A 26,981-nucleotide genomic window follows, 5' to 3' on the forward strand; every position below is an offset into this window, starting at 1 on the left:
ACAGCACCAGAGAGAGCATAAAAGAAGCGTAGCGGTTAACCGCTACGCTGTGTGTGGGAGTCTTTTAGCTTTTTTACAGTGCATGTGTTCGAGTTAGTGGTTCGTTTCTTTCCTCGGGTGGCTGCGACGGTATTCCTCGACCAAATGAGCAATACCTGGCACAGCCTGGGATAGCATCCAGGTCATAAGCGCTATAAGGATGCCTATGGTGATAAGGGTTAGCACCAACCATCCCAGTGTCGGGCCGATGCCGTTAGCCTCCTGGACGTGGCTCCACAGAGCACCCATGCCTTCAGGTATGCCGAGCATACTTAGCAGCCCTTTCCCCAAGGCGCCGACAGCAACGAGTGCAATAGTAACGAAGAGAACACTGGCTGCAATCCACGAGGCAGACATGCAGGCCTTAATGAAGTGAGTGTTTGATTTTGCCATGTCCTCGTTATACTGCTTGCGCTCTGCGCGTATCTCCTCCAGCAGCTTTTCGTTGGATTCCTTCTCCTGGAGCAAGGCGCTGCGGGCCTTCTTAGAGGCTTCTGCTGCCTTGTGCAGGCTTTCTGACTCTTTCGACATTGCCTCAGAGACCGCTACTGCTACCAGTGGCTCCAGGTCAGTAGTCAGGCTGGCCGTCATCTGGTTGTTGAGGCTCTGGGCTACTGCTTGGCTGGAAGCCCGGTCGAGCTGGATGGGGCTTTGTGCTGCCCTGATTACCTCCCGTTGCAGCTTTACGAGCTGCGACATCTGCTGATTTAGCTCGAGTAGAGTTCCCTTGACCCCGTCCATGCCGCTGGGCAGTGCCTCGATATTCCTTATCAGGCCGGTGATCATCTGTTGCACTCCCATCATCGTTACCTGGAAGTGACTGCTGCTCACGTAGTTCTTGTTCTCGGCGAGCTTGCCCCTTACGCTTCCTAATTCGGTCTCCACTTTCGCTAATCGCGTTGAGAAGTCGCTGGGCAGACTGTTGATAATCTCCCCCGCGTTCTCCGGCAGACTCTTCAGTTTCTCCTGCGTCGCCTTGATAGCCCTCTCCGCCTTGTCCAGGCGCGGGCTGACGATCTTCAAGACGCTTTCCGCCTTGCCCTTGGCTGCTGCCTGGGCCATCTGTTTCATCTCGGTCACTGAGACCATAATTAAATCCCTCCTGGGAGTAGTAGTTATCCTCTTCCTCCTCGTCATCGAGAAGGCTGGAGCCGTATTTCGCCTCCAGGTCATCGTCAATTGCATCAGCTTGGAGTTCCACCTCCTGTCGCGCAACGAGAGCTGCCTGAGCTTCGTTAACGCGCTCGGTCACACCCTCTAGCGAATAGCTGCGGCCTAATTTCGAGCCGGCCTTAGCTGCTTTACGCTTTCGGGTACGCCCGGCCTTCGTGGTGTTCGTAAAATAGGCCTCCTCTCCGTCGTCATCGACCAGGGCCACGGTTAACGACTCGCCCTCGGTCTTTGAGTTAGGCTGCACTTTCAGGGACAGGTTGTAGTCGCCAGCAACCTCTAGCGCCTTGACCAGCGGGTCCTCAGCATCGGCTACTCGTTCATCAGCACACAGCGCGTCTATGCGCTTGCGAGCGAAATCAGCCCAGGTGATTGCTGTTAATTCATCCACGCCCAGGCCCGTCGAGTCGGTGGACTGGCCCTCTTTGCGTGCCCTGCGCTCGGCAGGAAGTAGCGATATTTCCGGCTTTATCGGCTTGCTTCCATTGCCTCCCTGCCGGCCTCCCGGCTTGCCCAGGACACGCATCCCCAACTCGCGCATCAACTCATCGTTGACGTTGCGCAACTTAAACCAGTTACGCATGTCCCTCGGCGCAGCCTTCTTTGTCTGCGGGTCGTGATTGGCAAAGACGATGTGGTTGTGGACGCAGCCGCTTTTACTGTCGGTGTGCGTGGCAACGGTAAACGGAACTCCCGTGCCTTTAGTCAGCCGCATCGCCAGCTCTGAACCGGCTGCATTAGCCCGAGCTACATCAGCCGGGTCATCCTTATCCAGCTCGTCTTTCGCCCACGACTGGATATAAATAATTGCTTGGTCAGTGCGCTGAGCCGGAGCATAACGCTCCATCTCGTCCACACTGGCCTCCATGAAGTCCACTCCAGACCAGCGGCCAGATGTCGCCGACGGCGAGAACGATTCAGCATTAGGTTGAACCGTGCATAAAGCATCAGCTCGCACCCGACCCTTGCGGGCATTGTCTGCCGTTCCGTAGACGGCATACACCGTCGCCGCGCGGAGGTTCTGACTGTAGCTAATCTTGATTGTGGACAAAGTCTTTCACCTCCTGGCGGAGAGAATCGACTTTATCAGCGATGCCTTCTACCAACTCGGACACCGATTCAGTCCCGTCGATATTGGCGCGCCGAGCCAGCTGGTTCAGATTGATGCCAATCCGACGCAGCTGCTCGTTCATCTCGTCCCACCGGCGCAGCGTCTCCGGGGCCAAACGCTTCTGCGTTAGCACGCTCTCCTCCTCTGCGAGGACATAGAGAGCTTCCCGGAACACGACTGCTTTTTGCACACCTGCGAACCGTGCGACCTCCTCGACAAATTTGTCCAAATCCTTGTCGAGGCGCACGGTTGTCCGCGAATATGTCGAGAACTTGTCTCGCATATCCACCTCCTACATTCCATACTTACTGTGGCAGGGTGGCCCCGACTGCTGACGCAGCCAGGGCCACAGTCTGTTAGTGAGGGTCACGCTTCTCCGGTGTCGGCCCCCTGAATCTGCTGCGCATCTTCAGGCGTACTCGCCACCGTCAAAGACGGCCCTCCCTAACAGGCGGCGGCCAGCAAGCCACTCGGGCACCTCCGGTGCCTCGTGGCGCTGGCGAGGGAGATTCTCTCCCTCGACCCTCTGGCCCTACGCTCACTGACCGTAGTAGTCAGTTTGCTCCGGTCCTGCGGGGGATTCCTCCGGCTCTGGGGAGCCTTCGGAATCTGCCTCAGAGGCTTCGTCAGCCTCTTCGTATTCCCCGCCGTGGGAGTCCTCAGAACCCTCCGACTCCTCCGACTCTGTAGAGTCATCGGAGCCTTCATCGGCTTCTTCGTCCTCCGACTCCTCCGGCTCGGTAGAGCCTTCGGAATCGACTTCGGAGCCTTTATCAGCTCCTTCGTCCTCCCCGCGATGAGCGCCCTCGTCCTCCTCGGACGCTTCGCGGGAGGGGGCCACCTGTGCGCCGCATTCCACGAGCAGTTCCCAGACAGAACGGTCGAGAAATGCGGCCCATTTGCTCGACGGTTCATAAACGCAGGCGGCGAGAACTTTGCCTAACCTACGCTCAATTTCCTCGAACTCCGCAGCCAATTCGGCTTCCTCTCGCTTCTGCTTCTCCAGGCGAGCTTCAAACTTTTTTATCGCAGAAGCGGTCTGAGACTTCGTAATCATAGTTCTGGTTCCCATCCTTTATCTGTGTCGTTTTCTTCTGGTTCATTCTGGAAAAGAGGGGCAAATCGCGGGTCTTTAACCGTGACGTTACGGGGCTTGCGCTCGGGCTGGCCCGGGGGATTGCCGTTGGGCTTGCCCTGCATTTTCCTGTCGCGTTCGTCAAGCTCTCGTGACAGCTGGTCTATTTCGGCATCGACCTTTTTCCTCTCCTCCCTAAGCTGCTCCAGGGACACGCCCTCTGCGGGAGCGTGTTGGGCAAGATCCTCGAGAATCTCCTGGACGCGATTAGAACGACGAATGATGTCGGCGCAGTCTAGGCCGACTAAACCTGCGATAAGGCCTTTTGCAGATTCCTCGGCTTCGTAGCGTTCCTTCGACCCGCCGCGAGGTGTCCGGGGTGGCTGCGGTGATTGTGGCTCCATGGCCAACTCCTTTCTTTAGGTTGCGGTATTTCGGTGCCATCGGGCACTTGGGTTAAGCGCCCGATGGTTCAAGGCTTCCCAGGGGTACTGTGTTTCCTGCGTTGTTAACGTCTCTGTGACGATAAAAGTGCCTAGGGGAGGGCTGCGAGAGAGCTGCATGCAAACCGCCTACTTACACTCAGACCAGTTGTCGCCAGGGCCAGCTGAATCCGAGAGCACAGGGACAGAGACCCCACCAGAGGAAGGCAGCTCGACAGCCTTAAAGGCGGCTACCACACACTCCTTAATCCCCTCAGCACGCTCGCGTGGCACCGAGAGAATAATCTCGTCATGGACGAAAATGCGTACCATCTCCAGGACTTCCCTCGGGAGATTGAGAACGCCCTCCAGGAATACGTCTCGGGCCGTGCCTTGACCGTATGCAGCCGGTGCTTGGGTATAAGCCCTATCTCGTGCGACAGCTACACGGCGACCGAAGCCGGTGGAAACCCAGCCACGAGTCTCGGCGCTTTTACGCAGAGACTCTTTGAAGGACTCCAGCTCCGGGAACTCACGATGCAGGCGGTCAAGCTGAGACCGAGCCTCAACAACAGAGATGCCAGCATGGTCGGCAAACGACTTTGGCCCCATGCCGTAGTTTGCCGCATGGCCGAGAGCTTTAGCCTCAGACCTGCGGGACTTATCGCCAAATACACGGACAGCCATCTCTGTATGTGCGTCACGACCAAGCGCGAATAGCTCTGAGTAGCGCTCGTCACCGCTGCCAGCAGCCATGCACCTAGCATCAATCTGGCTCAAATCCACGCTGATAAGAACCTCGTCAGCACTATCCGAGAGGATCATCTCGCGTTGACGGATAAGCCTTTTATCACGAGAACCGAAAACCGTCATACCTGGATCTTTGGTGCTCAAGCGTCCAGTGTTCTGACTGGACTTAATAGACGGGTACACACGGTCACCGTGCAGATACTTTTTAATCGTCGCAGCAGGCGTCGAGGCTTGCAGCAGTGTTTGCATCCTGGTCGCCAGCTCGACTACCTCGGGGGTGCCTGCATGTTGCTTAGCAAGCTCCTGCATCGCCTTACCGCTAATCGAGATTCCACCTTTCTTTGTACGCGGCACTTCGGCACCGAATCGGCCAAAGTAGTCTGCAATAGCCTGCTTGCCATCTACCGAAGCCCATGGCGACGTACCTTCGTCGGGCATACCGACAGTGTCTACTAGCCACTGTCGGATATTGCTTTTCGTCTGTTCTTCCTCCGCGAAAAAAGCCTCGACCTTACCGGTGTCTACACGGATACCTTTCGCTTCCACGACGGATAGAGCGTACGTCTTTTCGTGCTCACGCTGGAGATATTCCTCGCCCACTGCGTCGATGGTCTCAGGCAGAAGCTTGCTGTATACGGCAGTGTTCGCCCGCACGTCCTGGAGCGCGTACTTGACATAGTCAGGGTGATCGGTGGGTATCTTGTCGAAGCCACCAAACTGCTCCGCCTGCGCGTCAAGTACTGTTTTCCCATCTTTGAGCAACTTTCCACCAACGCTGTAACGTGACGCGACAGCATTGAGGTCGTACTTTAAGTTCTTAGCACCACCTGCAGCCAGCCGCGCCATGACGAGAGTGTCATGCACACGGTTAGACTTCACCAGAGCCTCAACATCGAGACCATAAAGACGGCGTAGCGCAGCCAGGTCGTATTGGACGATGTTGTGGCCTACGACCACGCCTGCACGCTCGATTAGAGGTAGCAGCTCACCTGCAATATCGGTTGTAGCTACAGGTTCTGCACCATTGATGGAGTAAGTAGCCAGCCGGACAAAGCCAGGGTCATCCGTCACGTGCAGGTCATCGGCACTGCCGGTCTCCAAGTCGAATACCAGCGTGTCAACACTATCTGTATCCGAAGGCTCAGGTGTTGCAGGCGTAGAAGGCTCTGGCGGCACACTGTTATCGGGACCAGCACCAGGGCCGGGGCCACCACCCCAGTCATCCTCGCACACCACATGAAAAAGCTTCGTGTGGTGCTTTACACCAGCGCTTTCAAGACAGTATCCACCAATCCACGCGCCTTGCAGACGGGAGTAGACACGCCCGAGGCGGCGTGCTGAGACCTCGTCCAAAGAAACCAGACCCTCAGGCAGAGGGACATAGTCGCGGGAGTCAGCGATCTTGCATTCTGCGTCGAAGGCGCGAAAATCGTCGCCCTCCATTGCTTCATAGAGCCACGCTAGGTGCTCAGCGTTTTCCTGCTCAGAAGCGTTATACCGTGCTCGGATCTCCTCCAAGTCTGTCGTGAGATCGGCATACCCGACGTGCTCCAAGGTGCCACCGACCACGTGATACCAGCCCTCGAAAGAGCCGAACGGGCCGGCCACATTAGGCGATGGCCTGCCAGCCACAGCCCATGCACGGATTAGTGTCAGTGCCGCTGCCAGCAGTTCACGCCGGTGAGCACGCACATATCGGCGCAGGTGAGGATGCCGGAAACCGCTGCGAGATTCAGGCCTGGAGCACTTCGGGTCGAGAAGAATAGGAACGACACGGCGGGCCAGGTCGCCGTCAACAGCGATATTATTTCCGGCTGCGTACACGCACAGGTTGTTTTGTACCGAAATCATGCGCGACTCACCAAGGATGCGGTCGGTATAAGACTCGGCTGTCAGCAGGGCAGATAGAGCTTTACTATCCACACCGACGCTACATTCGTCGAGGAAAAGTGTTGCAGCACCAGCAAAAAGCTTCGACGCAATTACCTTCCGCATCTCTGTCTCAGTACCAGGCAAGTCCTGCACCGCAGCAGTCTCGCCTGTTGCGATCAGATGGAAAACATCTGTGAGCAGACCTTTTCCAGAGGATCGGCGCACGGCAGAAATCACGTGCATGGGTGCTGTAGTAAGCATCGGGCGCGCCAAGGGAGTTAGCAGAGCACCGAGAGCACGGGTGCGATCAGCAGGAGTTACCCACGGAAAATCGTAGAGAACATCCTCAAGCAGCACCTTTGCATTCTCCACGTCCTGATCACTTGGTTTATCTGGCACAGAGATACCGGTAAGGGAATCGTCGAGGTCTACATAGACACCCGTGCCCTTGTGGTAACCCGAGCGCGTGATAATTTCGCCAGTCTCTGTAACCAGCGGCGACCGCGTCACGCTGTGCAGCGGCGGCAGACTATCGGTATAGAAAGGAGTGAAAATCACGTCGATATCTTTGTCCATCGGTGCCACGACAGTGGTGGAATCGTCAGTTTCACGCACCAAATCGAAAGCAGCAGCAGCCAGACGCCGCCCCGTTGCACGGTCTACCGGCACCAGGACAGCCTGGCCATCACGCCGAGAAATCATTACAGGACGAGAATCCTGGCGAAACAGTGTCACACCTGCATGTTTACTCTCAATTGCCTCCCAAGCTCGATCCCATAGCGTTTCAGGCGGCAAGTCGGTATGAAGCTTCGGACGCGAGTCGTTGCGAGTCTCGTCAGTGTTGCTGCGCTGCTTCTTGCTAGCACGCTTCGGCATCTTGCTGGCAGGCTTAGCCTGCGCCTGGCGAATCCACAGTTCAAGCATCTCCGAGCGCTCGCCATCGTCCACAGTGGCAAGGACATCATCTAACCCTTGCGACCCGTGGCCTGGCATACGCACGAAACGGACAGGGGATGCACCCCACGCCTTACAGTGTTCACCAAGGCCTTGCGCACCGTCGTAGACAGCACGGTTAGAGCCAGCATCAGCATCAGGGATGATGTAGACAGACTGCCCTTTAAGACGGGCAAAAGCAGGGTTAGGCCCGTCCTCGCCACCCATCCATGTCTGAATACCAGGGATGCAGTACACAGCAGTCGTGTCATCAGTCCAGGTCATCGCAGCAAGAGCCTGCTTCGTACCCTCGACCACCAGCACGCGACGTGTGGCACTCGTAATCGGTCGCCGCTCGATAAACGACGGCGAGATATTCGACCCTTCTTTCTTCGGGCAGATGTATTTACGGGGTCGCCCCTCCTCGTCCACCAAAGAACCAGGTTGTGGCTTTACTTGCCACGTCACACCGCGCCCGGCCTCAACCATTGGATAGACCAAAGCCGGAAGGGTGTCGTTTCTATCTGCAATCCAGCGCAACGGCTCAGGCAGCTCGTCACGGGTGGAGGCAGTATAGACACCAGTTGCAGCGATTGTTTCATCGCTAATAGCAGAGGCATGAAGCTCAGCTAGATGGTCTGAATTAAGGTCAATGTCTGGACTTATGACAGTCGAGGCAGTAGAATCAGAGTTGTTCAGATTATGAGAGGCGCTCTCCGGGGCGCTTTTCTTATGTGTCACGCCGCTGCACCCCCAGACAGAACAGTTGTAAGGCGGCAACGTTGCTCCTCACTTAAAGCAGGCGCAACAGCTACAATGGCATCGACGAAATCCTCGACAGTCGCCGGGCGGTGACATGCCGCTAAGTAAGCATCGAGATCGGCGCGGCTTACTCGGTACGTGCCGCCGATAAGATGTGCTCCCAGCTCGCCACGCTTAATCCTGTCGCGCAGAACGTCAGCGCTGCCGAGACCCATGTCGGTGAGGTCAGCGAGGGTATAAAACGAAAGACGGGGGTTGACCGCAGGAGCGGTAACAGAGGAAGACAAAGCGTACTCCAGACAGCATTAATCGCTATCCGGAGAGGGGTGCGTTCCCGGCTTATATCTGGGCGGTCTGAGAGCACCGTGCGCAGCTTCGCTTTACGGGAGCGCTAACTCCCTACCCAACCTCTGTCCCCAGCCTGGCTTGCCGTTCCAGGACTTACGCGGATGTATCTTTTATCGTCGGAGAAACGGCATGCTCGTGCCGTCGGGGCTACCCATTTTAAGCATTGTTCTCGGGGTTATCCCTGCCGACTCCCTCGCATAACGGAAAATCGACACTGATGACAAGTATAGGGAGCAACCCGCCAGCCGTCAAGAAAAAAGAGCACTTTTTCGGCACAGGTCGCCGCCGTTAGGTACGGGACATGTAGGGGTTGGCGCGGCCTAGGTACCGTCCGAGATTGCTCCGGTGCTATCAGTCTTACTGCGTGCTTTTTGGTGGGGGTTATGGGGCTTATGGGGCTTGGATTTCGGCCCTCTATGCAAAACATGAAAAAATGGAAGATTAGGTACACAAAACCTTTTAAATTTTCCTATTTTCTAGCGCAGGGTTAAAAGTAAGCCCCCTAACCCCCACCTGCTGCTGTACCGTGCTGCTGTGCTGCCGTGCTGCTGTGTATGGAAATGCTATATAGTACCCACAACCCACATTCATTTAAATCTGAGCTCCTGCGTACTCTTGTCACCGCGCTTGCTGCCACGCATAGCCCGGATGAACTCAACCTGGTGTTGGTGGACTTCAAGGGTGGTGCGACCTTCCTAGGCTGTGACCGCCTGCCGCATACCTCCGCGGTCATTACTAATCTTGAAGAAGAATCCACCCTGGTAGAGCGCATGTATGACGCCATTTCCGGGGAGATGAATCGCCGCCAAGAGCTCCTGCGCACCGCGGGAAACTTTGCCAATGTGGGCGAGTACAACGCCTCTGCGGATGCCGTGCGGGACTACGGCCCCTTGCCGGCGCTGGTCATCGTCGTGGACGAATTTTCCGAGCTCTTGGGCCAGCACCCGGATTTCGCCGAGCTCTTCGTTGCCGTGGGGCGCTTGGGGCGCAGCCTCCACGTGCACCTGCTTTTGGCCTCCCAAAGGCTTGAGGAAGGGCGCTTGCGGGGGCTGGACTCCCACTTGTCCTACAGAATCGGCCTGAAAACCTTTTCCTCCGCCGAATCCCGCCAGGTCCTTGGCGTCACCGATGCCTACCACCTTCCCGGCCAACCCGGCGCCGGCTACCTCAAATCCGATGCCGAGGCTCTCACTCGGTTTCAGGCCTCCTACGTATCAGGGCCGCTCGCGCGCCGGGCTGCACCTGGCACGGGGACGCACGCGGCCACGGACCAAGATGGCAACCCTGCAGGGCCGCCGCGCCGGGTGGAGCTTTTTACAGGCTGGGCGCAGGACGATGCCGCTGCACAGAATTCGCCCTCGGTGGTCATGGATGAATCCACATCGGTTCTTACCGAGGTGGTTCGCGCCGCCGGTGAGGAGGCCGCCGCGCGGGGCCAGGAGGCCCACCGCATCTGGCTGCCACCGCTGCCGCCGGTCATCGAGCTTTCGTCCCTCGATATGGAGAATGCGGGTTCCACCGCAGGGCAACTATCCGCGCCGATTGGGGTCATCGATAGGCCTTACTACCAGCGCCAAGACCAATTGGTCATCGACTTTCACAAGCACGGCGGCCACCTTGCCCTGTGCGGGGGACCGCAATCCGGCAAGTCGGGCGCGCTGCGCACGATAGTCTCCTCCCTAGCACTCAACCGGCGGCCGGAAGATATCCGTTTTTATGTCATCGACTTGGGCGGTGGGCAGCTAGCCGCCCTCGACCGGCTACCGCACGTTGCCGGGGTAGCCGGGCGCGAAGAAGGCGAAAAGATCCGCCGCATCGTCGATGAGGTTGCCGGGTTTATTCGCCGGCCGGAATCGCGCGAGACCTTCTTGATTATCGATGGCTGGCACCACATCGGCCCATCCAATGCGGAGTTTGAGGATATAGCCGAATCCATCACGGATATCGTTGCGGACGGCGCCTCCGCCAACGTACACGTCGTCATCGCCACCTCCCGGTGGACCACGATGCGCCCGGCGATTAGGGATCTCATCGCAAACCGCCTCGAGCTGCGCTTAGGTGAGGCGCTCGATTCGCTTATTGACCGCAAGCTGCAGCAAAAACTGCCCAGCGCTCCGGGCAGGGGGCTGACACAGGCCGGCGAAAATATGCTGCTCGCGCACACCTCGAATCAAGATATTGCCCATATCTGCCGCGTGCATGCTAACGCCGTTCCCGCCCCGCAGCTGAAGATGTTGCCCGCGGTCCTGACCCCAGAGGCGCTGGCTGCCCATGGCGAAGCCCCCACTGGCGGCATCCCGTGGGGCATCGGCGGGCGCGACCTTTCCACCTTGGCCTGGAATCCGGAGCGCGAACCACACCTGGTTGCCATCGGCGCCCAAGGCTGCGGCAAGTCCAACTTCTTGGCGCAGGTCATGCGCGGGATTAGCCGCCTTCCGCGCGAGGCGGCGCGACTGGTGGTCATCGATCAGCGCCGCGCCCATCTGGGCACGCTGGATCAGGACATGGTGGCGGCCTATGCCGCAACGCAATCCAGTGCGCAGGAGGAAATCGTCAATACCGTTCGCACGCTGGAACAACGCTTGCCGGGACCGGATATCACCCCAGAGCAGCTCGCCGCCCGCGATTGGTGGGCGGGCCCGGATATTTACGTGGTGGTAGATGATGCGGACTTGGTCAGCGATATCGCCCTCGCGCCCTTGATCGATCTCTTGCCGCACGCGCGGGACATCGGCTTGCACATGGTCATCGCCCGAAAATCCGGCGGCATCGGCCGGGCGCTGTTCGGTCAGTTCTTTTCCGCGGTGCGCGACCTGCAACCCGCATTCCTGCTTTTCGATGCCGACCGCGATGAAGGCACCATCTTCGGGCTCAAGCCCAGCCACCAGCCGCCTGGGCGCGGGCAATGGAGCATCCGCGGCGAAAACTTGGGAATCGCCCAGGTGGTTTACGGGGAAGGAGAAGAATAAATGTCTACAGAAACGCCTATCTCCGCACCAACGGCAACGATTACGGTGACCGTCATGGATGCGGCCACCATCTTTGAAGGCCCAGAAACCGTGTACCGCTACGATCTCGCCGGAACAGGCATCGTAGAAGGCAAGGCCTTAGGCCACGTCATGGACCAGATTGCGAAGATCGCTGGATCCGCCTGGCCGGACGTGGACGTATCCGTCATCGCGGATCCCTCTGGCACCGCCGTCTCCCGCGAGGCCGTCACCATCCTGACCCGACAACTCGATGTAGCTGGCGCCCGCGTGCGGCAGCAGGACGCAACGCCCGCACCGGAATCAACTCCAGTACGAGAGGCTGAATCGGTTGCGGGCGAGGCAGGGGCGCAGGAAACAGTGCCTGCATCGGCTTCGGCGGCTCTTGCAGACGCTTCAGAATCCGCGCCCACAGCCCAGATGGATATATCCATGGAACGCGCGGAATCGGGAATGGAAACCGAGACTGGCACCGGAACCGGAACCGGAACCGGAACTGGAAAGCGAGCAGGAAAGGAGAGAGGAACGGGCACCCGGTGGGCCGATAAGCTGCGCGGCTGGATAGGTGCCATCGACATGTTCCACGTCGCGATCGTCGTGGTGATCCTCGCCGTCGTCGGCGCCTCGTGGTGGGCCATGGGCGCGAATGCGTCCAATGATGAGGAAGACGGCGAGGCGGTCACCACCGCTGGAAGTGCCACCGCTGCGAGCGCCGCCGATTCCGTGCCGACGGACGAATCTGGTGGTGGCAGCGATGACAACGCGGACGCGGCTGGCGACGCGGGCGGTGATGGCGAGCTCAACCCAGGCGAAAAGCGCCTTGATATCGAAGGGCTGTCCGTCGTCCTTCCCACCGGATTTCAGGCCACTGTGGAGGAAGGCCTGGTGACCGCTACAGGAGAAGACCCTGATCTAAGGATTCTCTTAGCGGCGGACTCGCTTTTCAACGTTCCAGCCAGGGCGCTCTTTGATGAAATCAAAGCCCAGGTGGATAAGGATCCAGAACTGCGCGATGTATCTGAGGACGCGGGGCGTTTGCACTATGTAGAAGACCCCGGCGATGGCTCCGTAGTGGAATGGACCATATGGGAAGATACCGGCCACCACATGTCGGTGGGGTGCCATACCCGGCATAACGCTAATGCCGTGCAAAAAGCCGCGTGCCGGATGGCCACCGAATCCCTGAGCAAGAAATAAACAGAAAAGTTTTTAACATCCCGGGAACCAAATGGGTCTGAGCACAGTCCAATAACGGTGAGAAAGCACAGAAGCTTTTTCGGGGGAAATCACACTCAACATCTCTTCCCGCCCTAAGGAGGGGCGCACTGTTATGTCTCAGACTTTTAAGACACAAGCCGATGTCATGGTCTCCACCGCCGGCCGCGTCGATAACACCAATGACGAGGTCCAAGGCGAGCTCACCCGTCTGCAGGGTGTCGTTGATTCTGTCCGCGGCAGCTGGGCCGGCCAGGCGCAGGTTTCATTCGATAACTTGATGCAGCGCTACAACACCTCCGCGCAGCAACTGCGCGAGGCATTGACCTCGATTTCTGAAAACATTCGCAGCAATGCCCACAACTTCGACAACGTCGAAGCCGAAAACACCCAGGCCTTCTCCAATGTTGGCGGCGGCCTCGCCCTGTAACCCAGTCACCTCCACCAGCAAATTCGAAAGGAAGCATTTTCGACATGTCCGAGATCAAGTACCAATTCGGCGCCATCTCTTCTGCCGCAGCCGATATCAACGCCACCTCCGGCCGCATCAACAGCACCTTGGCCGACCTCAAATCCCGCCTGCAGCCCATGGTGAGCACCTGGGAAGGTGAATCCGCAGTGGCCTATAACCAGGCCCAGGCCAAGTGGGATAAGGCAGCGCAGGAACTCAATACCGTGCTGGCAACCATCTCCAAGACCGTGTCCCAGGGCAATGACGCCATGAGCGATGTCAACCGCCGCGCCGCCGCTAGCTGGGGCTAACGCACCCTTGGCAGCATCTATCTAGCCTGCTTCTTTAAAGCGCAGTAGGGGAGTCGGGCGGTGCCCGTGCCCGTATCCATCTGGCAGGAGGCGAACGCAGCCGCCGTCCCCTACCACGCCACTTACACAAACTGCCACATAGAACCTCTTTTACCGGTACCTTTTCTTCCTGGAAGGTGCCGGTTTCGGCGTTTTGGTCTTTTACTCCGGTAGCGGCTAAAGTTGTAGCCCTATGTGTTCGCTCGTCGGCAAGCAGCTGGCGAAGCGCTTCCCGCAGGTCTCCACCGGCCGCTGTTGGGAAGCGAATGGATGCTTAGCGCTGGCCGGCAGTTCCGAGACAGACTTTCAAGGAGTCATTTTGTCTACTTTCCACCCAAAGAGCGGTGACATCACCCGCAAGTGGTACGTCATCGATGCTACTGACGTGGTGCTGGGCAAGCTTGCTTCCACCGTGGCAGACCTGCTGCGCGGCAAGCACAAGCCACAGTTCGCACCCAACGTTGACACCGGTGACCACGTCATCATCATCAACGCTGACAAGATTCACGTTTCTTCCAACAAGCGCGACCGCGAATTGCGCTACCGCCACTCCGGTTACCCGGGCGGTCTGAAGTCCATGACCCTGGGTCAGTCTTTGGACGCCAACCCGGTCCGCGTTATCGAAGAATCTGTTGCCGGCATGATGCCGCACAACAAGCTCTCCCGCGCTTCCATCAAGAAGCTGCACGTCTTCGTAGGCGATGAGCACCCGTACGCCGGTCAGAAGCCGGAAACCTTCGAGTTTAAGCAGGTGGCACAGTAATGGCTGAGCAGAACATCGACAACAATGTAGCCGAGGCTGCTGACATCGCTGCAGCAAGCGCCGCTACCGAAGAGTTCACCAACACCATCGGTGATTCGTTGGCTAGCGCCAACCCTGAGACCGAGGCAGAGGTTGAGGCCGCTGCTCCGGTTCACGAGGGCCCAATTCAGACCGTCGGTCGCCGTAAGCGCGCCGTCGCTCGCGTTCGCCTCGTTGCTGGCTCCGGCCAGATCGTGGTCAACGGCCGCGAGTTCGCTGAGTACTTCCCGAACAAGCTGCACCAGCAGGACATCCTCACCCCGCTGACCCTGCTGGACCGCGAGAACCAGTTTGACCTGAAGGTCACCGTTAACGGTGGTGGCCCGACCGGTCAGTCCGGCGCCCTGCGCCTGGCTATCGCTCGTGCGCTCAACATCTACAACCCGGCTGATCGCTCCACCTTGAAGAAGGCTGGTTTGCTCACCCGTGACGCTCGTGCAGTTGAGCGTAAGAAGGCTGGTCTGCACAAGGCACGTCGCGCACCGCAGTACTCCAAGCGTTAATCTCGCTTCTACTGCGCGCGCAAGCGCCGTACACTGCCGCTGCTTCCCCATTCTGGGAGGCGGCGGCTTTGTCGTTTTATCGCTCTTGCCGATGCCCCTCCGATTGGGCCGGCCAAACCCCGCTTGGCCAGCCTCTTGAGGCTTAGCCGTGCGTGAGGCATAAGCGCTCAGTCGAGGGCGCGATGAAGCGCCCTCACGCCGCAGCGCACCACGGACTGTAGGAACAGAGAAAAGCCCGCCTCTCATCGCGGGAAGCGCTAATGCGCAGTGCGATGGAGACGGGCTAGGGACCGAGGGCCTAGGGCCTAGGGGAGAGGTCCGGTTAGGCGGAGAGATTACTCATCGTCTTCTGCGGCCTTGTCCTCGGTTTTCTTCTTTGCAAAGTTCTTGAGCTCGGCGCGGCGCTCTTCGCGGAGGGCTGCCTGCTCTGCGAGGTATTCATCCGATGCGTTGATGGTGTACCACTCGTGGAGGTACGGGTCATCGTTTTCAATTTCTGCCCCGGCACCGTGGGCTTCTGGAACGGCGGAAGAGCTGAATACGAAGTCACCGTTGTGTTCTTGGAGGCCCAAGTGGGTGCCGCGCTCAATGGCGGCATGGGCGTATTTCCTGCGCAGTATTGCAGGGTCGCGTGCCAAGTCCTTGCCCCACGCCACCATGATGCCGATGAGGATGAAGGTAAACGGCAGCGAACTGGAGACCATGATGGACTGCAGGCCGCTCAGGGCATCCTTGCCGGCGATGAGCAGCAGGGACAAGGAAATGCCACCTAGGGCAACGCCCCAAATAACGGAAATCGACGTCGAGGGAATTGGTCGGCCTGATTGGGACATGGAGCCCATGACGTTGGTAGCGGAGTCAGCAGCCGTATTGAAGAAGACGACCACAGCGAGGAGGACGATGACCGTGGTGATGCTAGATAGCGGCAGCGATCTCATGAGATCGAACATCACATTCTCGCCGGAACCTTCAATCTCGATTCCGTCTCCATCCAGGTGAGTCTTGATAGCCGTGGCACCAAAGATGACGTACCAGAAAAGCGACAGGGTGGTAGGCACGAGCATGATGACGAAGACGAATTCGCGAATGGTGCGCCCGCGGGAAATCTTCGCAATAAACATACCGACGAAGGGCGACCAAGAAATCCACCACGCCCAGTACAGCATGGTCCATGCGGTGACGAATTCCTTTTCTGGTTCACCCTGGGAGGCGGACAGGGACATCATGTCTTCGAAGTGCTTGAAAAACTGCAGCAGGGAGGCGGGAATCAGATCCAGGATGTAGAGCGTCGGCCCAGTGATGAGAACGAAGACCGCGAGGCCGATGACCAAGCCCATGTTGATATTGGACAGGATGCGGATGCCGCGCTTGATGCCGGACATCGCGGAAAGAATGAAAAGGATGGTGAGGATCGTAATGATCACCACCATGATTCCGTTGCCCTCTAAAGGCTTGCCGGTAAGGATCGAGGTACCCGTGCGGATCTGCAGCGCACCGATACCCAGGGAGGTAGCCGTGCCGAAGAGGGTGACCAAAACCGCGAAGATATCGACGATCTTTCCAAATACCCGGTTATTCGAATCCGTAATGAGGGGTTCAAAGAGCGAGGAAATAAGCGGGATACGGCCGCGTCGATAAGCGGCATAGGCAAGCGCGCCGCCCACCAGTGCAAAGATCATCCACGGCAACGTAGCGTGGTGAAGTACTGCTTGGGCAAAGGCCGGAAGGATGGCCTCCTGGCTGCCGGATTCGACGCCGGAAAGATACGGCGGGGGAGTCAAGAATAGGGCAAGCGGCTCCATCGGGCCGTAGAAGACCAGGCCGATTCCCATACCAGCGGCAAAGAGCATGGCGATCCATGCGTTGCGGGAGAAATCGGGCTTGGAATCATCGGCGCCGAGCTTAATTTTGCCGGTTGGGGCGATAGCGATCGTCAGCAGGAATGCCGTGGTGGCAATCATGATGATCGTAAATAGCCATCCAAAGTTTTGGACGACCCACGCCCGCATGGTACTTCCTGTGCTAGCCAGATTATCTGGGGCGATGATGGCCCACAGGATAACGGCAAAGGTTGATGCCAACGCCACCGCAAAGACCGTTTTATTGGTCTTAAAATCGGCGCGGGTGTTTTCGACACTTACTCCGGGAATGAGGGCTGGATGAATAGCGCGTTCCCCAGAAGCGGCTTTCGCAATGGCTGACCGTGCCTTCTGCGAGGTAGTTTCAGGTGACTTGTCACCTGAAGATCTAGGTTCGTTCATCGTTGATCCTCTCTAAGGCAAAAGAGTGAAGTATAACCTAGCTAATAATTTCATATAAATGCCAAAAAGTACTACTTTAAGCAAATTTTGCTTTTCATCACAAGGACATTTTTCGTGATGTTGGTTACCTAATTAGCTCGCTTGTCGATGCCCCAAACATGCAACGGGTGGGACTTACAGGGCATAATTGTTTTCATGACTCGACTATTTGGAACCGATGGAGTTCGCGGCCTCGCGAATAAAAAGCTGACTCCCATTTTGGCCTTGACGCTGGGACAAGCGGCGGCGGAGGTCTTTACTGCGCAGCGCGAATCTTATGAGCGCCGCCCATTGGCAATCATCGGCCGTGACCCCCGCGTATCGGGCGAGATGCTCGATGCCGCCATCGCCGCCGGCTTGGCGTCGCGCGGCGTGGACGTTGTGCGCGTGGGTGTGCTTCCTACCCCAGCTATCGCCTTTTTGACGGATGATTATGGTGCGGATCTCGGCGTGATGATCTCTGCCTCCCATAACCCGATGCCAGATAACGGCATTAAGTTCTTCTCCGCTGGCGGCAAGAAGCTGCCGGATAGTGTGGAAGATAAGATTCAGGCCGCTATGGATAACCTCGTTGAGGAGGGCCCGACGGGCACCAAGCTGGGCCGCATTATCTCGGAGGCGCCCGATGGGCGTGAGCGCTATCTAGCGCACCTGAAGGAGGTCGTCTCCACTGACTTGAGCGGCATCAAGGTGGTTGTGGATACGGCCAATGGCGCGGCCTCGAAGGTTGCTCCGAGCGCCTATGAAGCAGCAGGCGCTGAGGTCATCCCGATTTACCACCGGCCAAATGCCTTTAATATCAACGAAAATTGTGGCTCTACCCATATCGAAAAAGCCCAGGCAGCGGTGCTCGAGCATGGTGCCGATTTGGGTCTTGCCCACGATGGCGATGCGGACCGCTGCCTCGCCGTCGATGCCGAAGGCAACGTGGTTGATGGCGATCAGATCATGGCCTTGCTCGCGGTAGGGATGAAGGAAGACAATGACCTGCGCTTTAACACGCTCGTGGCCACGGTCATGTCCAATTTGGGCCTGACGCTTGCCATGGAGGAGCAAGGCATTGAGGTCCGCCACGCGGCGGTGGGCGATCGTTATGTGCTCGAAGAGCTCCACCGCGGCGATTTCTCCTTGGGCGGCGAGCAATCCGGGCACGTCGTGCTTCCCGATGACTCCACTACCGGCGATGGCACCCTCACCGGTCTTTCCATCATGGCGCGTATGGCCAAGTCCGGAAAGAGCCTGAAGGAATTGGCCTCCGTGATGACCGTATTGCCGCAGGTGCTCATCAACGTTCCGGTGTCCAATAAGGCCGCGATCATGGATTCTGCCGAGGTCAAGCAGGCCATCGTGGAGGCAGAAGAAGAGCTCGGGGAAACCGGCCGCGTCCTGCTTCGCCCCTCTGGTACCGAAGAGCTGTTCCGCGTCATGGTAGAAGCGGCCGAAGAAGAACACGCCCGCAAGGTAGCTGGTAGGCTTTCTGCCGTCGTCGCCTCGGTATAGGCAGGAAAATAAGAAGTACCGGGAACCATTTGGTATAAACCCCAGTCCAATGAAAGTGAGCACACTTACCGCATATGGATTTGGGGATTTATACCGATGTCTGAGGTTTTTCTTCGCCCCGCAGAGGCGATGTCCGCACTACAACAAGCTATAAGCGCCAACGATGAACAGCGCCAAGCCCACCGCGCCGATGTTCCAGACTTTCCCGTTGCCGCGGCTGGGCGGAATTTTTCCGGCCACGGCGAGCGCATACGAAGCATCCTCGCGCGCATTCATGACAATGGAACGTGGCGCTTAGACAATATCTCTGCCACAGGCCAGGCAGCACACGATCAGATGCGCGCATTCGCCACGTACGATGCCGGCTTTAGCCGCTCCTTTGCAGGAGAAAGCGGAAAGGCAGTGGACTAATGAGTGCGCTGACTAAATCGCTTTTAGGGGATTATTCCGCCGCCATTTCGCAGTTCCAATTGGCATGCCTGGGAAATTACTCCGGCCCCAGCATGCCCTTGGGGCTTCTGAGTGAGCTCATCAGCGCGGTAGATGGAATCGCCCCACAAAACATTCTGCGCCATACCATTTCCGCGGTGGGCGGCAATCTTCCGCACGGTGGTGGAAAGGGGCTTGCGGATTTCCTGCGCACTGACGACTCCGATTTTGCAAACGGCACCTTGCGCGAGCACCTGACCGGCATTCAAAAAGACTTTGATATCCACCGCGATGAAAGCAAGCAGCTTACTGACTCTGCCAAGCAATGCTCGGGCGCTATTTCCGATGTCGTCGATACCTCCGACACCGCACTCACCGAGCTGATTTCCGCGGTCATCCCGCTGCTCAATATCTTGTCCATGGTGGCCACCAGGCACCCGCTGGCCAAGTTCATTATTCCCATCGTCTCCACCATTGGTGCGAAGATCATCGATGACACCAATGACTCCATCGCCAGCACGTGCCGGGACCGCGATGATGCCATTGAATCCTGTTACGACGAGTTTGAATCCCGCTGCGAATGCGTCTGCGAGCGGCCTCTTCCTGAGGAATGCCCCGAGCCGGCAGAGGCCGAGGAGGATTCTTGCCCACCGCCAGTGGAAAAGTGCCCAGATACGCCAGCTCCCACGCGCCCGATGCCCGATGGCGGAGGCGGCGCCGACTCCACCCCGCCACAGCCAGCGCAGCCGACGCAACCCGCATCCACCGCTGAGTGCCCGCCCAATCCGGAACCGATGCCAGAGCCGACCCCAGAGCCGAAGCCAGATCCGAAACCGGCACCGCAACCACAACCCTCACCCGAGCCGAAACCAGCTCCCGAGCCGCAACCGGAGCCGAAACCAGGACCGGCTCCGAAGCCGGCTCCTGAACCCGCACCTGAGCAGCACCCTTCCGGGTGCCAGTGCCAACAGTGCCGCGGTTTCGTAAACGAGCCGCCTCGACAGAACGAGTCCACGACCACCCCGGCGCACGCGGAACCGGATCCTGAGCCGGAACCCAAACCACAAGACTGCCCACCAGAACAACCGGAACAGCCCGCACTGCAGCCTGAACAGGACCCAGTACCTGAGCCTGTGCCGGAAGATTCTGAATGCGAAGAAGAAGCAACAACACCGGCTGCCGTGGAAGATGATGCGGCCTGTGACATCGAGTCCTCCTGCAGCGGCAGCTTGGGAATCGTCGGTGCAGGAATCGCTTTGGTAGGTGTAGGCCTCATCATTGAGGGCGCTGCGGAGTGCCTGGAAAATATCGCCGATGCAGATTGCCCAGAGCCGGAACCGGAACCGGAACCTGCGCCTGAACCGGAACCCGAGCCCGCACCGGAGCCTGAACCAGAACCTTGCCCTGAGCCAGAACCAGAACCGGAACCCGAGCCCGCGCCTGAACTGTGCCCGGAAGAAGGAACAATTGAGCCACCTCCGGAGCTTTCCCAGGTGGAAGAACCGGCCCCGCCTCCAGAAAAGGTACAGCACCTGCAGGCAGCAGAAGCCGCTGGAGCTGGTGCACCTGCGCCAGAGCCGCAGCTTCAACCTGAGCCCGCACCAGCACCGGAACCTGAACAGCCACCGGCACCTGCTCCGGCCCCCGAGCCTGCACCAGAGCCAAGCTCAGATGAACCATCCGTGACTGCACGAAAGGCAGGGCAGTGGTAATGAATAACGATTTTGCAGAATTCGCGCAGGGGTTTCGCGAGCGCACCGCGCGACGCATGTTGGAATTTGAAAAAAGCCTGGCGAAGGCCCAAGACGAGCTAGAAAAGTCCACGGCCAAGGCCGTACAGCAGGCCAAAAATGAGCAGCGTGGGGGAAGAGACGGTGATGCGGTGGGGCATCGGCAAGCAGCTGCTGGAACGTGGCGCCGAAATAGTGCTGCCCCAACGCGTGTCAATAACGCATCGGGGCAGGTGAAATCTGTGCTGCGACGTGGATAGGCCTAGTTCAGCGGATTAGCTTTTAGTCATCGAGGGCAACGCCGGCGCGCTCGGCCAGTTCATCGCCGGTCAAGCTTTCTACCTTCTTCGCGCTCGCCTCAGGATCCGCAAAGCCGTCATAGGCGGACTCGCCGGCAAGGGTAGAGAGCAAGAAGCCGGTGACGAGGCCGCGGGCGATTTCGGTGGGGCCGGATTGGAAGGCGCCGGAACCGATGGCCAATTTGCGGAAGCGATCTTCGCTAAAGCCGGCCTGCGTGCCCTTGTCGATGGCCCGGTAGGCCACCTGGCCGCGCCAGTTATAGGCCAGCTTGGCGGGGTTTCCGGCATTGAAAATATCATCGCGCCCAGAGCCAATGACCAAGCCCGGCGTATCGAGGCTGCGGGCAGCCTCAACGGCGGAAGGGGCGGTTACGGCGGGATAAATTGCGGCGACGGCCTTCACCTTTGGGTTATCAACCGCGCTCAAAACCGCGGTGCCGCCGCCCATGCCGTGGCCTACCATGCCGAGCTTGCCCGGCGATACGGTGATATTGCCGGTGCCCAGCTTTACCCCAGCGGCGATCTGCAACGCAGATTCCATGTCTGCAGACAGGTTGCGGTGATCGGGGAACATGCCGGTCTCAGAATTGGGGGCGACCACGACGATGCCCCAGCTGGCGAGGTGGCGCAGTGTGGCGTGGTAATCCTTGATTTTGTGCATCCAATCGTGGCCAAAGGCGACGGCGGGCAGGCCTTGGCCTTCCGCAGGGGTATAAACCTTGCCGGTAATACCCGCATAATCGAGGTCGCCAACCAGCACGCGGTTGCGGCCACGCTTCGATAACGTTCCTAAGTGTTTATTCAAATTCGCAGACACGCATTCTAGGATAGATGAAGATCACCCCGTGCTGGTGGCAAGGGGTGGCGAGTGGCACATGCGGGGGATTCGCGGAGGCCAAAAGGGGTGCGCGGCGCCGAAGTTATATGGGGTGCCTTACTTGCGCGGCGGTGAGAACGCAGGCGAAAATGTGCACTAGGTAACATTCTCTATGCTTTTCTGGGAAGGCAGGTCGCCGCATATGACTACCGGCACCCTTAAGATCGACCAATTATTTTCGCAGGATGGGCCGGAGGTAAAGACCGGCATCATCGACCGAGTGGCCTATGCCTCCGATGCCTCGCACTACCTCTACACCCCGAAGGCCGTTATTGAAGCGCGTTCGGCAGAACACGTGGCCGCCATTTTCAAGGCAGGGCGGCAGCAGGGTATTCCGGTGACCTTGCGCTCGGGCGGTACCTCCCTGGCAGGCCAGGCCTCCGGCGAGGGCTACCTGGTGGATGTGCGCAAGCATTTCCGGGGCATAGACGTCCTCGATGACGGCAAGCGGGTGCGCGTGCAGCCAGGGGCGACCGTGCGCCAGGTCAATGCGCGGTTGGGGCTGCGCAACCGCAAGCTCGGCCCGGACCCGGCCAGCGAGGCGGCCTGCACCATCGGCGGCGTGGTGGCGAATAATTCCTCTGGCATGGCCTGCGGTACCGAGTTTAATACCTATAACACCTTGGAATCGCTGACCTTTGTCTTGCCTTCTGGCACGGTGATCAATACCGCGGACGCGGATGCGGACCGGCAATTCCAGGTGCAAGAACCCGAACTGGTGGATACGCTCATCCGCCTGCAGCGCCGCGTGCGCGATAACCAGGAATCAGTAGATATCATCCGCCGCCATTTCCAGCTGAAAAACACGATGGGCTACGGGCTTAATTCCTTCCTGGATTTTGATAGCCCCGTCAAGCTTTTTGAGCACCTCTTGGTTGGCTCCGAAGGAACGCTCGCGTTTATCGCGGAAGCGGTCTTTCGTACCGTGCACATCTCTTCCCTCACGACGACTACCGTGGCGGTCTTTAATAATCTCTCCGCCGCTACGAAGGCATTGCCGTCCTTGGTGGAGACCGGTGCCGCCACCCTGGAGTTGATGGATTCTGCCTCCATTCGTGTGGGTCAAGGCTTTGATAAGGTCCCGCAGGCCATTACCGGCTTCGATGTGGATTCACAGGCCGCGTTGCTAATCGAGTACCAATCCGATGACAAGGAAGAGCTGCGGGAAAAAGAGAACAAGGGCTCGTCCCTTTTGCGGGAATTGGACCTGCAATCGCCGGCGGAGTTTTCTGCCGATATTCCCACCCGCACCGCCGCGTGGAACTTCCGCAAGGGCCTGTATGCCCAGGTGGCAGAAGCGAGGCCCTCAGGAACCACGGCGCTCTTGGAAGACGTTGTGGTGCCGGTGGGGGATTTGGCCGATACTTGTTCCTCCTTGCAGGAGCTTTTTACCCGCTATTCCTACGACGATGCGGTCATTTTCGGCCACGCGAAAGACGGCAATATCCACTTCCTCCTAACGGACCGCTTCGAGGGCGATAGCGCCATTGGCCGTTATAACAACTTCAATGAGGAAATGGTGGACTTGGTGCTTTCGGCAGAGGGAAACCTCAAGGCCGAGCACGGCACCGGCCGCGCCATGGCCCCGTATGTGCGCCGCCAGTACGGCGATGAGCTCTACGAGGTCATGCAGCTGCTCAAGCGCGCCTGCGATCCCGCTGGAACCATGAACCCAGGCGTCATCTTGGACGATGACCCCGGTGCACACATTACAAATATCAAGCTCAACCCCACGGTGGAAGAGGAAATCGACCCGTGCGTTGAGTGCGGCTATTGCGAGCCGGTGTGCCCGTCGAGGGATCTCACCTTGACTCCGCGCCAGCGCATCGTGGTGCGCCGTGCCCGCCAGCGGGCGCAGGAAAGTGGCGATACGCACTTGGTTGCAGAACTCGATGAGGCTAATGAGTACATGGGCATCGATACGTGCGCCGTGGATTCCATGTGCCTGACCGCCTGCCCGGTGGGCATCGATACCGGCAAATTCATCAAGAAGCTGCGCCACGAGAATGCCGGGGCCACAGAAGAAAAGGTCTGGTCCGCTGCCGCCAAGAATTGGCAGGTCACCAGCCGCGGTGCCGCAACGGCGCTGACCGGCGCGCACATGCTGCCGGCTCAGCTGGTGACGAAGGTTACCGACGTGGCCCGCTCGCTCATCGGCCCCGATACCGTGCCGGGATACCAGCCGGAGTTAGGCAAAGGCGGCAAATCCCGCGAGCGCCTGGCCGGGCGCGTGGGAGATCGCTACGCTGAAACCTCGGGAATCTACCTTCCAGCCTGCGTAAACTCCATGTTCGCCCCGCAAGGCGAAGGCATGGGAGCAACGGAAGCCTTCATCACCGTCTTGGAGCGGGCGGGGATGGCGCTGGAGGTTCCCAAGGGCATCGAAAAGCTCTGCTGTGGCACGCCATGGTCCTCAAAGGGCATGCGCAAGGGTCACGACATCATGGAGCAGCGCGTGCGCGAGACCGTCATGGAGGCCACGGATAACGCCTGCCTGCCCGTGATCGTGGACGCGTCCAGCTGTACCGCGGGTTTTCAGGAGATGCTGGAATCCATCGGCATCACCGTCATCGATGCGCTGAGCTTCACCGCCGATACGCTGCTGCCGCGCCTCGAGACCACCCAGCCGGTCGATTCCATGACGATTCACCCGACCTGTTCGGCGCTCCAGCTTGGCATGATGGGAGATGTAGAAAAGGTCGCCCGAGCCGCAGCCACGGAGGTACACATCCCCACCGCCTGGAATTGCTGCGGTTATGCCGGCGACCGCGGCATGCTCCCCCCAGAGCTCACGGAGTCCGCCACCCGCGCCGAGGCCGCCCAGGTCACGGAGCTGGGCGCGCAGTATCACGCCTCTACCAACCGCACGTGTGAGCTGGGCATGACCCGCGCCACCGGCGAGGATTACCACCACGTCCTTGAGATGCTGGAGCGCGCCACGCGCTAGCAGCCCGGTGGGGAAGGGGCGCGGCTGCTTGCCGATGCCCCCGTCTTCTTCCGCGCCCCAGTCAGCCGCAGGGCGGGAGGGCTGCTCACCGAGGGTGCGAAAACTAGCGGTGGGCAGGCCAGTTTCCAGTAACTATAAAAGGCCCGAATAAGTGTGCGGCCATAAATAACAGGCCCTAGTCCAACCCCCGGTTCGTGTTGACCAATGAGGTAGGATTCCTTTTTATGTGTGGAATTGTTGGATATGTTGGTCACGCTAGCGGTGACCGCGAATACTTCGCTCTGGATGTAGTCGTGGAAGGTCTGCACAGACTGGAATACCGCGGCTATGACTCCGCTGGTGTGGCGATGTACGCCGATGGGGAGATTAGCTGGCGGAAGAAGGCGGGCAAGGTTGCTGCCTTGGACGATGAGATTGCAGCGCGTCCGCTGAAGGATTCCGTTTTGGGAATCGGGCACACCCGTTGGGCCACGCACGGTGGCCCGACCGATCTCAATGCGCACCCCCACGTCGTTGACGGCGGCAAGCTGGCCGTGGTGCACAACGGCATCATCGAAAACTTCGCGGAGCTGCGGACCGAGCTTTTGAATAAGGGCTACAACTTCGTTTCTGAAACCGATACTGAAGTTGCCGCTGCGTTGCTTGGCGATGTTTTCCACAACGACGCCGCAGGTGACCTCACCAAGGCAATGCAGCTGACCGCCAAGCGCCTCGACGGTGCGTTTACCCTGCTGGCCATTCACGCTGACCAGCCGGATCGCATCGTTGCCGCCCGCCGCGATTCGCCCCTGGTCATTGGTTTGGGCGAGGGCGAAAACTTCTTGGGCTCTGACGTCTCGGGCTTTATTGATTACACCAAGTCCGCAGTGGAAATGGACAATGACCAGGTGGTCACCATCACTGCTGACGATGTCGTCATTACTGACTACGACGGCAACCCCACCGAGGGCAAGGCCTTTGAGATCAAGTGGGATGCGGCCGCCGCTGAAAAGGGTGGCTTTGATTCCTTCATGGAAAAGGAAATCCACGACCAGCCCGCCGCTGTGCGCGATACCTTGCTCGGCCGCTTTGACGAGCAGGGTCAGCTGACCCTGGATGACTTGCGCATCGATGAGTCGGTTTTGAAGTCCATCGATAAGATCATCGTGATTGCCTGCGGCACGGCGGCCTATGCCGGCCATGTGGCGCGGTACGCCATCGAGCACTGGTGCCGCATTCCCACCGAGGTCGAGCTCGCCCACGAGTTCCGCTACCGCGATCCGATCGTCAACGAGAAGACCTTGGTCGTGGCCTTGTCCCAGTCCGGCGAGACCATGGACACCTTGATGGCCGTGCGCCACGCACGCCAGCAGGGCGCGAAGGTCATCGCCATCTGCAATACGCAGGGCTCGTCCATTCCGCGCGAATCCGATGCGGCGCTCTACACCCACGCGGGTCCCGAAATCGCGGTGGCCTCTACCAAGGCTTTCTTAGCGCAGATTACCGCGACCTACCTGCTGGGCCTCTACTTGGCACAGCTGCGCGGCAACATGTTCTCCGATGAAATCCAGGGAGTTCTTGCTGAGCTGCGCAATATGCCGGACAAGGTACAAAGCGTCATCGATGAAGAACAGCAAGTAGCTGGCCTGGCTAACTCCATGAAGGATGCGGAATCCGTGCTCTTCCTGGGCCGCCACGTGGGCTTCCCGGTTGCGCTTGAAGGCGCGCTGAAGCTCAAGGAGATCGCATACCTGCACGCCGAAGGCTTTGCCGCCGGCGAGCTCAAGCACGGTCCGATCGCGCTGATTGAGGAGGGCCAGCCGGTCTTCGTCATCGTGCCCTCCCCGCGCGGGCGCGATTCGCTGCACTCCAAGGTGGTGTCCAATATCCAGGAAATCCGCGCCCGCGGTGCCATTACCATCGTGATCGCAGAAGAAGGCGATACCGCGGTAGAGGATTACGCTAACCACGTCATCCGCGTGCCAAAGGCGCCGACATTGATGCAGCCGCTCCTTGCTACGGTGCCCCTGCAGATCTTTGCCGCACACGTGGCAAAGTCCAAGGGCTACGACGTTGACCAGCCGCGTAACCTGGCTAAGTCCGTCACCGTGGAATAACCTTTCCGGCGGT

At 58.9% G+C, this 26,981-nt stretch carries 20 protein-coding genes and 1 pseudogene; 12 read left to right on the top strand and 9 right to left on the bottom strand.

Annotated elements, in window-relative coordinates:
- Nucleotides 1-93: 93 nt before the first annotated feature.
- The 7 genes from ACLI1Q_RS02305 to ACLI1Q_RS02335 all read right to left on the bottom strand — a co-directional run bounded on the left by ACLI1Q_RS02305 (nt 94) and on the right by ACLI1Q_RS02335 (nt 8,349).
- Nucleotides 94-630, bottom strand: a complete 537-nt coding sequence (locus ACLI1Q_RS02305) for a hypothetical protein (RefSeq protein ID WP_236881326.1) — start codon at nt 628-630, stop codon at nt 94-96.
- On the bottom strand, nt 608-2,260 hold the full coding sequence (locus ACLI1Q_RS02310; protein ID WP_302518493.1) for a relaxase/mobilization nuclease domain-containing protein: 1,653 nt from the start codon (nt 2,258-2,260) through the stop codon (nt 608-610). The genes ACLI1Q_RS02305 and ACLI1Q_RS02310 overlap by 23 nt, the downstream gene beginning before the upstream one ends.
- Entirely contained in the window at nt 2,241-2,453 is a 213-nt protein-coding gene (mobC, locus tag ACLI1Q_RS02315) for a plasmid mobilization relaxosome protein MobC (protein WP_284798100.1), read from the bottom strand. The genes ACLI1Q_RS02310 and mobC overlap by 20 nt, the downstream gene beginning before the upstream one ends.
- A gap of 405 nt (nt 2,454-2,858) precedes the next feature.
- Nucleotides 2,859-3,377 (bottom strand): hypothetical protein, encoded by a 519-nt coding sequence (locus tag ACLI1Q_RS02320; RefSeq protein WP_239205759.1) that lies wholly within the window; start codon nt 3,375-3,377, stop codon nt 2,859-2,861.
- Entirely contained in the window at nt 3,374-3,799 is a 426-nt protein-coding gene (locus ACLI1Q_RS02325) for a hypothetical protein (RefSeq protein ID WP_046203532.1), read from the bottom strand. The genes ACLI1Q_RS02320 and ACLI1Q_RS02325 overlap by 4 nt, the downstream gene beginning before the upstream one ends.
- Before the next feature lie 168 nt (nt 3,800-3,967).
- Nucleotides 3,968-8,113 (bottom strand): DNA polymerase, encoded by a 4,146-nt coding sequence (locus ACLI1Q_RS02330; protein WP_302518484.1) that lies wholly within the window; start codon nt 8,111-8,113, stop codon nt 3,968-3,970.
- Nucleotides 8,110-8,349, bottom strand: coding sequence for a helix-turn-helix domain-containing protein (locus tag ACLI1Q_RS02335; RefSeq protein WP_396127270.1), 240 nt, complete (start codon nt 8,347-8,349; stop codon nt 8,110-8,112). The genes ACLI1Q_RS02330 and ACLI1Q_RS02335 overlap by 4 nt, the downstream gene beginning before the upstream one ends.
- A 720-nt stretch (nt 8,350-9,069) precedes the next feature.
- Between ACLI1Q_RS02335 and eccCb the strand changes: the two are divergent.
- From eccCb to rpsI, 6 genes and pseudogenes are all read left to right on the top strand, one after another.
- Nucleotides 9,070-11,451, top strand: a pseudogene (gene eccCb, locus ACLI1Q_RS02340) (type VII secretion protein EccCb); the annotation flags it as partial.
- Complete coding sequence (locus tag ACLI1Q_RS02345; RefSeq protein WP_239269072.1) at nt 11,452-12,666, top strand: type VII secretion-associated protein; 1,215 nt, start codon at nt 11,452-11,454, stop codon at nt 12,664-12,666.
- Between the two features lie 133 nt (nt 12,667-12,799).
- The gene (locus tag ACLI1Q_RS02350) at nt 12,800-13,114 is read left to right on the top strand and encodes a WXG100 family type VII secretion target (RefSeq protein WP_005277114.1); all 315 of its coding nucleotides are present in this window, start codon (nt 12,800-12,802) and stop codon (nt 13,112-13,114) included.
- 44 nt (nt 13,115-13,158) lie between these two features.
- Nucleotides 13,159-13,446: a WXG100 family type VII secretion target gene (locus ACLI1Q_RS02355; RefSeq protein WP_005277116.1), complete on the top strand. Its 288-nt coding sequence runs from the start codon at nt 13,159-13,161 to the stop codon at nt 13,444-13,446.
- A gap of 358 nt (nt 13,447-13,804) precedes the next feature.
- Nucleotides 13,805-14,248: a 50S ribosomal protein L13 gene (gene rplM / locus ACLI1Q_RS02360; RefSeq protein ID WP_239269129.1), complete on the top strand. Its 444-nt coding sequence runs from the start codon at nt 13,805-13,807 to the stop codon at nt 14,246-14,248.
- Nucleotides 14,248-14,790 (top strand): 30S ribosomal protein S9, encoded by a 543-nt coding sequence (gene rpsI / locus ACLI1Q_RS02365; RefSeq protein WP_005281349.1) that lies wholly within the window; start codon nt 14,248-14,250, stop codon nt 14,788-14,790. Before rplM ends, rpsI begins: the two co-directional genes overlap by 1 nt.
- Nucleotides 14,791-15,125: 335 nt before the next feature.
- On the opposite strand, the gene ACLI1Q_RS02370 is transcribed toward rpsI, so the two are convergent.
- Nucleotides 15,126-17,051 (bottom strand): BCCT family transporter, encoded by a 1,926-nt coding sequence (locus ACLI1Q_RS02370; protein WP_239269070.1) that lies wholly within the window; start codon nt 17,049-17,051, stop codon nt 15,126-15,128.
- A 195-nt stretch (nt 17,052-17,246) separates the two neighbouring features.
- On the opposite strand from ACLI1Q_RS02370, the gene glmM reads away from it, so the two are divergent.
- The 4 genes from glmM to ACLI1Q_RS02390 all read left to right on the top strand — a co-directional run bounded on the left by glmM (nt 17,247) and on the right by ACLI1Q_RS02390 (nt 21,009).
- The gene (glmM, locus tag ACLI1Q_RS02375; protein ID WP_005277129.1) at nt 17,247-18,590 is read left to right on the top strand and encodes a phosphoglucosamine mutase; all 1,344 of its coding nucleotides are present in this window, start codon (nt 17,247-17,249) and stop codon (nt 18,588-18,590) included.
- Nucleotides 18,591-18,686: 96 nt separating this feature from the next.
- Nucleotides 18,687-19,001, top strand: a complete 315-nt coding sequence (locus tag ACLI1Q_RS02380; RefSeq protein WP_034653448.1) for a hypothetical protein — start codon at nt 18,687-18,689, stop codon at nt 18,999-19,001.
- Nucleotides 19,001-20,731 carry a hypothetical protein gene (locus ACLI1Q_RS02385; RefSeq protein ID WP_284771935.1) on the top strand — a complete coding sequence of 577 codons (1,731 nt, stop codon included), beginning with the start codon at nt 19,001-19,003 and terminating at the stop codon, nt 20,729-20,731. Before ACLI1Q_RS02380 ends, ACLI1Q_RS02385 begins: the two co-directional genes overlap by 1 nt.
- Nucleotides 20,731-21,009 carry a hypothetical protein gene (locus ACLI1Q_RS02390; protein WP_023016768.1) on the top strand — a complete coding sequence of 93 codons (279 nt, stop codon included), beginning with the start codon at nt 20,731-20,733 and terminating at the stop codon, nt 21,007-21,009. The genes ACLI1Q_RS02385 and ACLI1Q_RS02390 overlap by 1 nt, the downstream gene beginning before the upstream one ends.
- 22 nt (nt 21,010-21,031) lie before the next feature.
- Here ACLI1Q_RS02390 and ACLI1Q_RS02395 read toward each other — a convergent pair whose 3' ends face one another.
- Nucleotides 21,032-21,865 carry a dienelactone hydrolase family protein gene (locus ACLI1Q_RS02395; protein WP_284849570.1) on the bottom strand — a complete coding sequence of 278 codons (834 nt, stop codon included), beginning with the start codon at nt 21,863-21,865 and terminating at the stop codon, nt 21,032-21,034.
- A gap of 202 nt (nt 21,866-22,067) precedes the next feature.
- Here ACLI1Q_RS02395 and ACLI1Q_RS02400 point away from each other — a divergent pair, with 202 nt between their 5' ends.
- Both ACLI1Q_RS02400 and glmS read left to right on the top strand, forming a co-directional pair.
- A complete protein-coding gene (locus ACLI1Q_RS02400; protein WP_411697052.1) occupies nt 22,068-24,872 on the top strand; it encodes an FAD-binding and (Fe-S)-binding domain-containing protein in 2,805 nt (934 codons plus the stop codon).
- Between the two features lie 224 nt (nt 24,873-25,096).
- Nucleotides 25,097-26,968, top strand: coding sequence for a glutamine--fructose-6-phosphate transaminase (isomerizing) (glmS, locus tag ACLI1Q_RS02405; protein ID WP_284849568.1), 1,872 nt, complete (start codon nt 25,097-25,099; stop codon nt 26,966-26,968).
- The last annotated feature ends 13 nt before the right edge of the window (nt 26,969-26,981 follow it).

The organism is Corynebacterium limaceinasi (assembly GCF_046717465.1).
Taxonomy (GTDB): Bacteria; Actinomycetota; Actinomycetes; order Mycobacteriales; family Mycobacteriaceae; genus Corynebacterium.

Coding starts and splice junctions, on each gene's coding strand:
- ACLI1Q_RS02390 (WP_023016768.1), top strand. CDS start 20,731: ATGAATAACGATTTTGCAGAATTCGCGCAGGGGTTTCGCGAGCGCACC.
- ACLI1Q_RS02305 (WP_236881326.1), bottom strand. CDS start 630: ATGACGGCCAGCCTGACTACTGACCTGGAGCCACTGGTAGCAGTAGCG.
- ACLI1Q_RS02320 (WP_239205759.1), bottom strand. CDS start 3,377: ATGATTACGAAGTCTCAGACCGCTTCTGCGATAAAAAAGTTTGAAGCT.
- glmM (WP_005277129.1), top strand. CDS start 17,247: ATGACTCGACTATTTGGAACCGATGGAGTTCGCGGCCTCGCGAATAAA.
- ACLI1Q_RS02400 (WP_411697052.1), top strand. CDS start 22,068: ATGACTACCGGCACCCTTAAGATCGACCAATTATTTTCGCAGGATGGG.
- ACLI1Q_RS02380 (WP_034653448.1), top strand. CDS start 18,687: ATGTCTGAGGTTTTTCTTCGCCCCGCAGAGGCGATGTCCGCACTACAA.
- ACLI1Q_RS02370 (WP_239269070.1), bottom strand. CDS start 17,051: ATGAACGAACCTAGATCTTCAGGTGACAAGTCACCTGAAACTACCTCG.
- glmS (WP_284849568.1), top strand. CDS start 25,097: ATGTGTGGAATTGTTGGATATGTTGGTCACGCTAGCGGTGACCGCGAA.
- ACLI1Q_RS02350 (WP_005277114.1), top strand. CDS start 12,800: ATGTCTCAGACTTTTAAGACACAAGCCGATGTCATGGTCTCCACCGCC.
- rpsI (WP_005281349.1), top strand. CDS start 14,248: ATGGCTGAGCAGAACATCGACAACAATGTAGCCGAGGCTGCTGACATC.
- ACLI1Q_RS02385 (WP_284771935.1), top strand. CDS start 19,001: ATGAGTGCGCTGACTAAATCGCTTTTAGGGGATTATTCCGCCGCCATT.
- ACLI1Q_RS02335 (WP_396127270.1), bottom strand. CDS start 8,349: ATGGGTCTCGGCAGCGCTGACGTTCTGCGCGACAGGATTAAGCGTGGC.
- ACLI1Q_RS02345 (WP_239269072.1), top strand. CDS start 11,452: ATGTCTACAGAAACGCCTATCTCCGCACCAACGGCAACGATTACGGTG.
- ACLI1Q_RS02325 (WP_046203532.1), bottom strand. CDS start 3,799: ATGGAGCCACAATCACCGCAGCCACCCCGGACACCTCGCGGCGGGTCG.
- ACLI1Q_RS02355 (WP_005277116.1), top strand. CDS start 13,159: ATGTCCGAGATCAAGTACCAATTCGGCGCCATCTCTTCTGCCGCAGCC.